This window comes from Planktothrix mougeotii LEGE 06226, assembly GCF_015207485.1.
In the GTDB taxonomy this organism is placed as follows: domain Bacteria; phylum Cyanobacteriota; class Cyanobacteriia; order Cyanobacteriales; family Microcoleaceae; genus Planktothrix.
On sequence record NZ_JADEWU010000123.1, the window covers coordinates 1 to 11,762 of the forward strand.

At 36.4% G+C, this 11,762-nt stretch carries 16 protein-coding genes; 10 read left to right on the plus strand and 6 right to left on the minus strand.

Going from position 1 to position 11,762, the window contains the following annotated elements; genetic code table 11:
- The first annotated feature begins 174 nt into the window (after positions 1 to 174).
- The 6 genes from IQ236_RS26560 (at position 175) to IQ236_RS26585 (ending at position 3,870) form a co-directional block, all read left to right on the plus strand.
- A complete protein-coding gene (locus IQ236_RS26560) occupies positions 175 to 1,878 on the plus strand; it encodes a sensor histidine kinase (RefSeq protein ID WP_228041884.1) in 1,704 nt (567 codons plus the stop codon).
- Positions 1,875 to 2,255 carry a DUF4189 domain-containing protein gene (locus IQ236_RS26565; protein WP_193872110.1) on the plus strand — a complete coding sequence of 127 codons (381 nt, stop codon included), beginning with the start codon at positions 1,875 to 1,877 and terminating at the stop codon, positions 2,253 to 2,255. The genes IQ236_RS26560 and IQ236_RS26565 overlap by 4 nt, the downstream gene beginning before the upstream one ends.
- A gap of 80 nt (positions 2,256 to 2,335) precedes the next feature.
- Positions 2,336 to 2,752, plus strand: a complete 417-nt coding sequence (locus tag IQ236_RS26570; protein ID WP_193872112.1) for a XisH family protein — start codon at positions 2,336 to 2,338, stop codon at positions 2,750 to 2,752.
- Entirely contained in the window at positions 2,740 to 3,081 is a 342-nt protein-coding gene (locus IQ236_RS26575) for a XisI protein (RefSeq protein ID WP_193872114.1), read from the plus strand. Before IQ236_RS26570 ends, IQ236_RS26575 begins: the two co-directional genes overlap by 13 nt.
- Positions 3,082 to 3,124: 43 nt before the next feature.
- Entirely contained in the window at positions 3,125 to 3,544 is a 420-nt protein-coding gene (locus tag IQ236_RS26580) for a XisH family protein (protein WP_193872116.1), read from the plus strand.
- A complete protein-coding gene (locus tag IQ236_RS26585; RefSeq protein ID WP_193872118.1) occupies positions 3,529 to 3,870 on the plus strand; it encodes a XisI protein in 342 nt (113 codons plus the stop codon). The genes IQ236_RS26580 and IQ236_RS26585 overlap by 16 nt, the downstream gene beginning before the upstream one ends.
- Before the next feature lie 7 nt (positions 3,871 to 3,877).
- Here the strand turns inward: IQ236_RS26585 and IQ236_RS26590 are convergent, their stop codons facing one another.
- The 4 genes from IQ236_RS26590 to IQ236_RS26605 all read right to left on the minus strand — a co-directional run bounded on the left by IQ236_RS26590 (position 3,878) and on the right by IQ236_RS26605 (position 5,792).
- Positions 3,878 to 4,825, minus strand: a complete 948-nt coding sequence (locus IQ236_RS26590) for an NB-ARC domain-containing protein (protein WP_193872134.1) — start codon at positions 4,823 to 4,825, stop codon at positions 3,878 to 3,880.
- 70 nt (positions 4,826 to 4,895) lie between these two features.
- A complete protein-coding gene (locus tag IQ236_RS26595) occupies positions 4,896 to 5,102 on the minus strand; it encodes a hypothetical protein (protein WP_193872120.1) in 207 nt (68 codons plus the stop codon).
- A 144-nt stretch (positions 5,103 to 5,246) separates the two neighbouring features.
- A complete protein-coding gene (locus IQ236_RS26600) occupies positions 5,247 to 5,450 on the minus strand; it encodes a hypothetical protein (RefSeq protein ID WP_193872122.1) in 204 nt (67 codons plus the stop codon).
- Positions 5,451 to 5,558: 108 nt separating this feature from the next.
- A complete protein-coding gene (locus tag IQ236_RS26605) occupies positions 5,559 to 5,792 on the minus strand; it encodes a hypothetical protein (protein WP_193872123.1) in 234 nt (77 codons plus the stop codon).
- 270 nt (positions 5,793 to 6,062) lie between these two features.
- Here IQ236_RS26605 and IQ236_RS26610 point away from each other — a divergent pair, with 270 nt between their 5' ends.
- Complete coding sequence (locus IQ236_RS26610) at positions 6,063 to 6,536, plus strand: type II toxin-antitoxin system VapC family toxin (protein ID WP_193872124.1); 474 nt, start codon at positions 6,063 to 6,065, stop codon at positions 6,534 to 6,536.
- Positions 6,537 to 6,859: 323 nt separating this feature from the next.
- Here the strand turns inward: IQ236_RS26610 and IQ236_RS26615 are convergent, their stop codons facing one another.
- Both IQ236_RS26615 and IQ236_RS26620 read right to left on the minus strand, forming a co-directional pair.
- Positions 6,860 to 7,156, minus strand: a complete 297-nt coding sequence (locus tag IQ236_RS26615) for a type II toxin-antitoxin system RelE/ParE family toxin (protein ID WP_193872125.1) — start codon at positions 7,154 to 7,156, stop codon at positions 6,860 to 6,862.
- The gene (locus tag IQ236_RS26620) at positions 7,146 to 7,370 is read right to left on the minus strand and encodes an addiction module protein (RefSeq protein ID WP_193872126.1); all 225 of its coding nucleotides are present in this window, start codon (positions 7,368 to 7,370) and stop codon (positions 7,146 to 7,148) included. Before IQ236_RS26620 ends, IQ236_RS26615 begins: the two co-directional genes overlap by 11 nt.
- A 414-nt stretch (positions 7,371 to 7,784) precedes the next feature.
- Here IQ236_RS26620 and IQ236_RS26625 point away from each other — a divergent pair, with 414 nt between their 5' ends.
- The 3 genes from IQ236_RS26625 (at position 7,785) to secF (ending at position 11,500) form a co-directional block, all read left to right on the plus strand.
- Entirely contained in the window at positions 7,785 to 8,768 is a 984-nt protein-coding gene (locus IQ236_RS26625; protein WP_193872127.1) for an alpha-ketoacid dehydrogenase subunit beta, read from the plus strand.
- 221 nt (positions 8,769 to 8,989) lie between these two features.
- Complete coding sequence (gene secD, locus IQ236_RS26630; protein WP_193872128.1) at positions 8,990 to 10,390, plus strand: protein translocase subunit SecD; 1,401 nt, start codon at positions 8,990 to 8,992, stop codon at positions 10,388 to 10,390.
- Positions 10,391 to 10,531: 141 nt separating this feature from the next.
- Complete coding sequence (gene secF / locus IQ236_RS26635; RefSeq protein WP_193872130.1) at positions 10,532 to 11,500, plus strand: protein translocase subunit SecF; 969 nt, start codon at positions 10,532 to 10,534, stop codon at positions 11,498 to 11,500.
- The last annotated feature ends 262 nt before the right edge of the window (positions 11,501 to 11,762 follow it).

The window sequence follows — 11,762 nt, forward strand, 5'->3', positions numbered from 1 at the left end:
TCTCCCCTCTTCCGGGGTAAACTCCCCCCTAGGGGGTTCGGTTCTACGAATATACGATTAGGGAAATATGGCTATTCTGAAAGGAGAACTAATCTTGCTTGTTTGCGAGTAAGAGTAGGATTCAATTTATTTCTAAATTTTATTTTTAAATGTCACAAACAGTTTTGGTGCACAATGATGAATGAAATATTATTACCCACACTTAGCGATATTTTAGCCGAAGATGAAACTCATTCTTTGAGTTCTTTGTCTTCGTCTCAACTACTCGATCATGCAGACAATAATTTTCAGGATTCTCCTACTTTTAAACCCTATTCAAAAGCAGAAAAAGAATGGTATAGCGGGGTTCAATCTATTAATTTTTTATTAGAAGAAATTCGATTAAAAGCAAATGCAGAATCGATTAATACTATTTCAAATTGTCCTTCTCTAAAATCTAACCCTTTATCTTCGTTAGGCTTAATTATTTCCGGGCCAGTTCCCGTTTTAATTCATCCCTATTTAGCGATTCATTTTGCCACCCAAATTTTTACTCATGATCTCTCAAAATTAGGAGATGAATTAGTCTTAAAATTACGCCATCCTTTAGCCTTACTTCCAGCTTCTGATGGAACGTCTACTTCCTTCCCTGAAACCTTAGCCTGTCCTTTACATGGGAAAGATCCCTTAGTCAAAGAACAGTTTTGTTTAGTTTTAACTTCTCAGTTTAGTTTGATCATGGTTTTGGGTCAAGATCCAAAAGGAAATCCGGCTTTTCTGTTTTCCTTTAATCCTGATATTGTTGAAAAAGCCTTATTAATGCTGCGCGATCGCATGGACTTAATTCAAGGAACAGCAAACCGTGAATTAAGAATGGAAATCGCTAGACAGAAAGCCAAATTAGAGGAAAATATTGCCCAATTTTTGCCCATTGAACCGAGTTATCAAACGGTGATGAAATTCAGTCGTTTACTCTTAAATAATTTATGTTTAGAAATCAATAAAAAAGCCGAAGTAAACCCTTTAAACAATAATTTAAAAACCGTTACAATTACAGTCCCTAAATTAGCTAAAGTTGCCGAAAAAATTAGTCCGAAACCGTCTTCTCAATCCCCAGAAACACCCATTCTGGACAATCCCATCCAAACCGCAGAAGTGGAATTATTACAAGCGATCGCCCATGAAGTCCGAACCCCCTTAGCTACAATTCGTACCTTAACACGACTGTTATTAAAACGGCCAGACCTTCCGCCAGAAGTGATTCGGAAGCGTTTAGAAATGATTGATCAAGAATGTACAACCCAAATTGATCGCTTTAATTTGATTTTCCGGGCTGTTGAATTAGAAATAGAACAAGCTCGACAAAGTAGCCGAGGTCATCGAGACGAGAAACCCCTACCTTTACCTTTAACCGCTATGTCATTAGGAGATGTCTTTCAAAGTAGCCTTCCTCGGTGGCAAAAACACACGAGTCAGCGTAACCAAACCTTAGAGGTGATTTTACCCCAAAAATTACCGACTGTGATCAGTGATCCTACTATGCTGGATCAAGTATTAACCGGAGTCATTGAAAATTTTACCCGCAGTCTTCCCGATGGTAGCCATATTCAAGTGGGGGTGAGATTAGCCGGACATCAATTAAAATTACAATTAGAATCCCATCCCCAACCGGAACAAGAGGGTCATTCTACATTTGCCGTGTCTCCCCAATCTCCGTTAAAATCAATAGGGCCGTTGTTAATGTTCCAACCGGAAACCGGAAGTTTAAGCCTGAATCTGGCGGTAACTAAAAATCTATTTCATGCGTTGGGAGGGAAACTGGTGGTTAAACAGCGCCCTCAACAAAGGAACGTTATGACGATTTATTTACCCTTACAAAATGCGGCGGAAACTGAATGAAAAAACAATTAATAAAACAACCTTTTCTATTTATTAGTGCTTCTATTTTTGTCCTTGAAGGTTTAATGGCCGGGGTCGTCCTAGCTCAAACAGATCGGTATGGAGCGATCGCCACCTCTGCATCAGGGGGTTGGGGTTATGGTTACGATTATCTGACTCGACAAGAAGCCGAACAAAAGGCATTGAGAGAATGTGGTAAATCTGATTGTCAAGTCCAGGTTTGGTTTAAAAATGCCTGTGGCGCAGTGGCTAAGGATCAATTAGGAAACTTGGGCTGGGGATGGGCTGTAACCCGTGAGCAAGCGGAAGCCAGTGCTTTGTCTGGATGTGGTACAGGGGCTTGCAGAATTCAAGTCTGGGCTTGTACAACCCGGTAATTAGTTTAATGATAAAAACGGTACAAGAAACTGGGTTTTTTGACCCTCGTGCCTAAGTCCTGTAAATTACAAGGAGGACAATGCCAGCAAAAGATGTTTACCATGATGCCGTTAAAAATGCTTTAATTAAGGATGGTTGGACGATTACATCCGATCCTTATAAAATTAAATACAAAGATGCTGAATTATTTGCTGATTTAGCGGTAGAAAAACCCATTGTTGCTGAACAGAATGGACGTAAAATTGTTGTCGAAATTAAAAGTTTTTTAAGTCCCTCACCAATGAGGGATTTTGAATTAGCATTAGGACAATATATTTTATATCGAAATTTAATCAATCTTACTGAACCAGAATATCAGATTTATCTAGCAATTAAGGACAGTATTTACGAAAACTTTTTTAAACGGGAGTCAATTCAAGATATTACCCAAATAAATCAACTATTGTTAATTGTTGTTGATAGGTCAAAGGAGGAGATTTTACAATGGCTCAATTAGAAAAATACCGTAATTCTATTAAAAAGATATTAACAGAATATCATGAATGGGTTTCAGGTTCAGCTAATTTAGATCAAGAGAGTTGCCTGGTTTTTGATGAGATACATGATCAATATTTTTGGCTATTTATGGGTTGGGAAGGCAAGAAAAAAATTAGAAATATTCAGGTTCATATTCGCATTAAAAATAACAAAATTTATATTGAGGAAGATTGGACAGAGGAAGGTATTGCTAATGAGTTATTAACCGAAGGTGTACCTAAGTCCGATATTGTTTTGGCTTTTCATGATCCTGAAACTCGTAAATTAACTGATTTTGCTGTTGTTTAATAGTTTTTGTTTATCAGGGTAGAATTAGTGACAAAGGAGGACAATGCCAGCAAAAGATGTTTACCATGAAGCCGTTAAAAATGCTTTAATTAAAGAGGGTTGGACGATTACAGCCGATCCTTATACAATTGAATATGAAGATGATAACCTTTATGCTGATTTATTAGCAGAAAAGAGTTTATTGCCAGAACAACAAAAGCGTATAATTGTAGTGGAAATCAAAAGTTTTATTAATCCTTCGCCAATGAATGATTTTCAAAACGCTTTAGGGCAATATCTTCTATATCGTGATTTTCTGGAATTTTCTCATAAGGATTATGAACTTTATTTAGCAGTAAGAAGTGCTGTTTTTAATTCTTTCTTTCAAAGAAAATCAATCCAACCTGTAATTAAACGTCATCAACTTAACTTGATTGTTTTTAATGATAAAAAAGAGGAGATTATATCATGGATAAAATTATAAAATATCGAGAGTTAATTAAAAGTATTTTAACCGAATATGATCAGTTAGTTCATAAATCACCTGATTATAATACTGAAACTTGTTTAGTTTTTGATGAAACTCACGATCATTATCTTTGGTTAACAGTTGATTGGAAAGAGGATAAACGACTAAAATCAACTCATGTTCATATTCGCATTAAAAATGAGAAAATTTATATTGAGGAAGATTGGACAGAGGAAGGTATTGCTACCGAATTATTAACCGAAGGTGTACCGAAAGAGGATATTGTTTTAGCTTTTTATGATCCTGAAACTCGTAAATTGACTGAGTTTGCTGTTGCTTAAATTACTATCAATCTTTACAGCAACTTTTCACATATTCTCGAAAAACTGGAGACAATTTAAACATCACTTTTTCTGCTTTGATTTTTGTGACTAAATACCGTTGTTGTAAAGATTGTAACCCCTTAACAAAATCTACTGAAGATAAAGGTAATTTTTGTTTTAAATCTTCTCTTGATATCGGTTGATCTAATTTACTCAATTCTAAAATAATTTGCTGTTCGATTGGTGATAATCTGTTAAATAAATCGTTAAAATGAGATTGCATATTTTGAGTAATAATTAAGCTATTTTCTGCTAAAAAATCAGCAACTTCATCATCATAAACATCTTGAATTAAACTGACAATATCTTTTAAGTAAGCCGGATTACCTTCATAAATTTGAATTAATTTTAACCAACTATCTTGATTATTTAAATTATTTAAACCTGTATTCTCTAAAATTTTAATATCATCTAAACTTGATAATTCTAAAGATTTAATCGAATATAGTTGCTTATCTAAACAGTTCATCTCAGCACATTTTTCTTGACTAATTAAAATCACCTTGCTTTGATGTTCAGTTTGGGTAGTCATGGTGAAAAGCTTTTGATAATCTTTGTATTCAGGTTTATATATTCCTGCTAATTGTTCAGGTATAAAAATTTCCTCTATATTATCAAAAATAATTAAACATTGTTTTTTATTTAGTAAATTCATAAATTCATTGAAAATATTTTCAGTATTATTAGTGTGAATATCATTTAAAATTTCTGTAATATTAAAATTAAAAGATTGAGATAATTTAAGATTTTTCCAAATGATCACATCAAAAGGTTGAGTATTAAGATCAAGAAAGTATCGTACTAATGTACTTTTACCAATACCTGCTATTCCTAAAATTGATATGAGGTTAGTATTAGGGTTTTCTAGCCATTGAGAGAGAGTTGATAATTCGTTATGATTATTTGCTTTAATTCAGATAAAACTTTTTTATCTTTAATTTTTCTTAAATCTTTTTCAAATCTTGATTCAAATTTGATTTTCATTAATCTTCACTATCTAATAAAGCAAATATTTTTTCTTCAGAAACAAAATCATCTTGTCTTACTTCTTTAATCGCATTAGCTAAAGAAATTTTCTCCAATGCTTCTAGGATAAGATCATAAAATAAATCTTTTCTAGTTTTAATAATTTCTACCATTATTTCTGTCAGCATTTCTTTTGTAGTTTCGTCATCAATTGATAATGGCATGATTTTACAATGTCAAATTTAGTTTTTCAAATTATAGCATATTTTAAATGAGCAGCAAGTTTATACTTTAATTGCTGTGCCAATTGTCCACCTCTTTGTAAAATAGTTAGATGATCTGTATCTAAAATATACATATATTAATGCTTAATGGGATTTCTCGGATTGACGATACTGATTACCTAATTCTACCGCTTCCTCAAACGCTAAGTTATCAGCAAATGTCCCGGTTATTTCTTCCCACCAAGGAACCGTTTTTTTAACATTAATAGATAATATTTTTTTGACTTGATTCATTTCTTGTTCTAAAAAAATAACCTTTTCTTCTAATTGTTGTTGTGATAAAGGCATTGTAGTTTTACTCCTGTAGGATTAACTAATTAGAGCCATTATAACATTTTTACACAAAAATAACCTTGATTTTAGTATTAAGGAATAATCTATTTAATTCACTCATTCTTACATTAGCCCTTTCTCTGTTAACATTTCTTTTTTAACTTGTTGAATTAAATCTAGTATTTTCTCTTTAGAATCATAACCTTTCTCCCTAGCAATTTGACGCATTAATTCAAGTTCATCAGGTTCATTTTCAGCTACAATTACTAAATCAACTTCTCCATTACTAAAATCAGTGGGGATTGTAGCTGTTACTATACCATTATTGACTATTCCTTTTGTTTGGATAATTCTCATTGTACATTCCTTTTTAATCATAAACTTCAGATTATTATAACATTTAGGTTGTCTGTGACAGGTGATTGATAATTTTAGGGGGAAATTGAGGTGTGATCTTCGCAGCTTACCGTAGGTATCGCTTTTTGATGTGTAGAGGCGTTTAGGGTGCGATCGCTCTTGAGTGTAGGGATTTAAAAGTGCAATACATGATGTTATTCAGGCATAATAACAGGAATAACCTAATTTTTATATTGATGATAAAATACAGATCCCACTAACGCATTTTAAATGAGCGAAACTGTCTACATCGAAACTAGCGTGGTTGGTTACTTAACAGCCAGACCCAGCAATAACTTGATCCTTATGGCAAACTTGGGAATTACACAAGAGTGGTGGGACACACGCCGAGATCAATTTACCCTTTACATCTCCCAAATGGTTTTGGACGAAGTTTCGCGGGGAGATGCAGAAATGGCAAATAGGCGACTTGAGATTCTACGTGATTTTCCATTACTGGAAATCAACCAAGATGTTCAAAGTCTAGCAGCCCTGTTTCTGACCAAAAGTAATCTTCCCGCTAAAGCTTCTGATGATGCGCTTCATATTGCAGTCGCAACAGTTTACGCAATCGACTATCTGTTAACTTGGAACTGCAAACATATTGCCAACGCTCAAATACAAAAGAAACTCGCACAATTAAGTATGGAGGCAGGATACGAGTTGCCAACGATTTGTACACCTAATGAACTAATGGGAGATTAATGATGTGGAAAGATGAAGTTCTTGAAGAGATTTACAGAATACGTGAAGAACACGCAAAGTCCTTTAACTATGATTTGCAAGCAATTTGCAATGATCTTCGTAAAAAACAATCCAATAGCAGCAGACAAATTATTTCAGCCCCACTCAAACCTCGCAATCAGCCGCATAATAAATCATTGCAGCCGACCTCAAGCGAGATTATCTGATGGAAGTTGAAGGCTTTCTGTGGCGACTGAACTCCACCGTTAGGGAGGAATTGAGGTGTGATCTTCGCCGCTTACCGTAGGTATCGCTTTTTTGGATGGGAGGTTGAGATGAGATCACTAGAAACGTTTTTTCCACTGTTGAGGATCACGCTTAACATGAAAGAAAGCCAATATGAAAATTATATCGTCGTGAATTACATAAAACAAACCATAGGGAAATCTTGGCAATAGTTTCCGGCGTACATTATTATAAATGATGGGATAAGCAAGGGGATTTTTTTGAATTAAAGCTAAATTTTTATCTACAACTCGAATTAACTCTGATCCGAGTTGTTTAACTTGTGATTCATACCACTGATAAGCATCATTCAAATCTAATTCGGCTTCCTCTGAAATTTTAATTTTATAGGTCATCTTTAATAATTCTTCGCTTAACTACTTCCCAAGATTCACCTTCATTTTCAATATTTTGATAAAAGGCTAAACGCCGATCTAATTCTTGTTTCTGAGATTGAGTTAAAGGAATTTTATCAGCATCAATAACAATACTATCCCAAATCTCTTCTATTAATTGCAGCTTTTCGGGAATAGTTAAGGGTAAAATTTGTTCAAATAATAAACTATTCATAAATTAAACACTGTAACTTGATAATTTTTACTTAGCTTAACTGATTTTTACTATTTTGTGTCATTTTAATAATTAGAGATCGTCATTGGGGTGCGATCGCCCTTATGTGAGAATTGATCATTATGACTGGGATAGGCTATGGCCAGGAAAGTTCCGAAACCCGGTTTCTCTGTACTTGTTGCTTAAAGTTTTTACCTAGACAAGCAATTCGGTGTCCAGAACCCCCTAACCCTAGTTTTCAAGGTGCGTTGTCATGAATGACGACTGAGTTTTGATTAAAGACAGGTTGATTACCCTAAACTGTCTACTTAAGAATGCTAACACACCAATAAAAGTTGCCCTAGAAGGGCAAGGCTTTATACCCCAATTTTGGTAAGATTAGCTTTGATCCACACTTGCTTATCAACAATTGCAATGGCACAAACCCTACTTTTTAACGCCCTGAGACAAGCAACCGATGAAGAAATGGCCCGTGACCCCTCCGTGTTTGTGTTGGGAGAAGATGTGGGTCACTATGGCGGTTCCTACAAAGTCACGAAAGACCTGTATCAAAAATATGGAGATTTACGGGTTTTAGATACCCCCATTGCAGAAAATAGTTTTACGGGAATGGCTGTTGGCGCTGCAATGACGGGGTTACGACCGATTATTGAAGGGATGAACATGGGATTTTTGTTACTCGCCTTCAACCAAATTGCCAATAATGGGGGAATGCTGCGCTATACCTCTGGCGGAAATTTTAAAATGCCTTTGGTAATTCGTGGCCCTGGTGGGGTTGGTCGTCAGTTGGGTGCGGAACACTCTCAACGTTTAGAATCTTATTTTCAATCCGTCCCTGGGTTAAAAATGGTCGCTTGTTCGACTCCGTATAACGCCAAAGGGTTACTGAAAGCGGCGATTAGAGATGATAATCCGGTTTTATTTTTTGAGCACGTTTTATTATATAACCTCAAAGAAGATATCCCCGACGAAGAATATATTGTCCCGATTGATAAAGCGGAAGTGGTCAGACGTGGAAAAGATGTGACGATTCTGACCTATTCTCGGATGCGTCATCATGTGATGCAAGCGGTTCCGACTTTGGTGAAACAGGGTTATGATCCTGAAGTGATTGATTTAATTTCTCTCAAACCTTTGGATTTTGATACGATTGGTGAATCCATCCGCAAAACTCATCGTGTGATTATTGTTGAAGAATGTATGAAAACCGGGGGACTGGGAGCAGAAATTACCGCTTCAATTAATGATCGTCTTTTTGATGAATTAGATGCGCCTGTATTACGATTAGCGTCTCAAGATATTCCGACACCTTACAATGGAGCTTTAGAACGACTCACGATTGTTCAACCAGAGCAAATTGTTGAGGGTGTTCAGAAGATTTTGAGTAAGAAATTTTAATCAGGTTTTTCAGTTATCAGTAGAGACGTGCCATGGCACGTCTGTACCAGTTATCAGTGAAAGAGTTAATAGTTAATAATTGTCAACTGTTAACTCAAGCTTAAAAAATGATGACTGAGTGCGGACGGGGGTACCCCGCCCCTACAATAGATAACTGGTAACTGATAACTGATAACTGATGATGCGGATACTTGATAACTGATAACTGATAACTGATAACGATGCGAAAACAACGTTCTGTTTTAATTCTAATTTTGGTGGTGATTATTGCCTCCATTGTTGTCCTTGCTAATGTTCCTTTACGATTAGGTTTAGACCTACGGGGAGGTTCTCAACTTACCATTCAATTGAAGCCTTCAGAAGCGGTTCCAATCATTGATGAACGGGTTCTAACGTCCGTTCAAAGTGTGATTGATAACCGGGTCAATGAACTGGGAGTATCGGAAGCTTTAGTACAAACCGTTGGACAAGATCAAATTGTTGTACAGTTACCGGGGGTTAATAACCCGGAAGAAGCAGAACGAGTTTTAGGAGGAACGGCGCAATTAGACTTCCGAGAACAAAAAACCGGAACTGAACAACAACTTGGGGTGGAATTGCAAGTTCAACAAGGAATTAAACAACAAATTGAAGAGGCTAAGAAAAAGGGAGATTCTCAAGCTTTAGCGAAAGCAATTGAATCTTTGAATCAGAGTAATGCAGCGATCGCTCAACTCTATAATAGTCCGGTTTTAAGAGGACAAGATTTAAAAGATGCCTATCCTGAACCTGTCCAAGGGGGGGGAAACTGGAATATTGGTTTAGTGTTTAGTTCTGAAGGGGGGGACAACTTCGCCGAACTCACTAAAAATTTAGCGGGAACTGGGCGAACCATTGGGATTTTTCTCGATAATAATTTATTAAGCTCCCCGTCGGTTCCTGTAGAATTTGCCGATACGGGAATTACCGGAGGTCGAGCCGTGATTACCGGACGATTTACCGCCGAAGAAGCGAATGCTTTAGCGGTACAATTACGCGGTGGGGCTTTACCTGTTCCCGTGGAAATTGTGGAAAATAGAACCGTTGGGGCTACATTAGGACGAGATAGTATTAACAAGAGTGTTTATGCTGGGGTAACGGGTTTAATTTTAGTCCTGATTTTCATGATCGTTTATTATCGATTACCTGGATTAATAGCGGATTTTTCGTTATTAATTTATGCGTTATTAAGTTTAGCCCTATTTGATTTATTGGGTGTGACTTTAACGTTACCGGGAATTGCAGGTTTTATTCTTAGTATTGGGATGGCAGTGGATGCGAACGTTCTAATTTTTGAACGAACTCGTGAAGAATTGAGAGCGGGGAAAACCCTATATCGTTCTGTGGAATCCGGTTTTTATCGTGCTTTTAGTAGCATTTTAGATGGTAATGTAACTACGGTTATTGCTTGTGTTGCCCTATTTTGGTTAGGCACAGGATTAGTGAAAGGATTTGCCTTAACATTAGGATTAGGGGTAGCGGTGAGTATGTTTACGGCGATTACTTGTAGCCGCAGTTTTCTCTTCCTCGTTCTTGATTTTCCAGAGTTAAGAAAACCCGAATTATTCTGCCCAAATTTAAAAAAATCTTTGGTCAGTAATTAATAATCAGTAATCAGTTTTTGGTCTGCTAGTTTTTAGTAAACAATGATTAACGACTAGCTATAAACTGATAACTGATAACTGATAACTGATAACTGATAACTGATAACTGATTACAGTCAACCGTCAACCGTTAACTAATTTATGGCTTTTAGTGTTATTAAACAACGCAATTTATGGTGGGGGATTTCTGCTGCGATTATTCTGGCTGGAATCATTGCGATGGCGATTTCTTGGACTCGCCCCGATATTGGTGCTCCCTTACGTCCGGCGTTAGATTTTGTGGGAGGAACTCGCCTTCAGTTAGAACTCGATTGTTCTGTTCCTAATAATTGTAACGGCCCGATTGATCTGACTGAGGTTCGGGACGTTTTAACGAGTCAAGGTTTAGGAAATAGTTCTATTCAATTGTTAGATAAAGATGCGGGTAAAAACGATAAGCAAATTGTTTCGATTCGCACCAAAAGTTTGAATGTTGAAGAACGTTCAAACTTGCAAAATGCCTTAAGTCAAAAAATCGGAGCCTTTGATCCGAAAGGAACTCAAATTGATACCGTAGGCCCTACCATTGGCCGTCAAATTTTCATATCGGGATTAACGGCTTTATTATTGGCATTTGCCGGAATTACGGTTTATTTAACCTTTCGGTTTAAGTTAGACTATGCCTTTTTTGCTTTTGTTGCCTTATTTCATGATGTTTTAGTGACCCTTGGAATTTTCTCAATTTTAGGGTTATTTTTGGGTGTAGAAGTTGATAGTTTATTCTTGGTAGCCCTATTAACAATTGTAGGCTTTTCTGTTAATGATACGGTGGTGATTTATGACCGAGTTCGGGAAGTGATTGCTCGCAACCCCGATCTTCATATTAATCAAGTGGTGGATAATGCTGTCGAACAAACCTTAACCCGCTCTATTAACACCACATTAACCACTCTATTGCCTTTAATTTGTATTTTTCTATTTGGGGGTGAAACTCTGAAATATTTTGCCTTAGCCTTATTAGTAGGTTTCGTTGCTGGAGCTTATTCGAGTATTTTTATTGCCAGCACAATGTTAGCCTGGTGGCGCGATCGCAAACCCGCTTCTGTGTCTTTAGCAACTGAAAAAGAGTAAATCAGTTATCAGTTATCAGTTATCAGTTATCAGTTATCAGTTATCAGTTATCAGTTATCAGTGGAAGAGTTAAGAATTAATTGTTGTTAACTGTTAACTAAAGCTTAGAAAATGATGACTGATTATGGGCGGGAGAACCCATTGGTGTCAACTTAAGGAGCGATCGCCCCAAACCTGCTGTGTAAGAGCATCGAGAACTCGATGTCGTTTTCGGGTGGATTTGACCAAGCCAAATAACTTCTGATGTGAGGTTAAATAACTA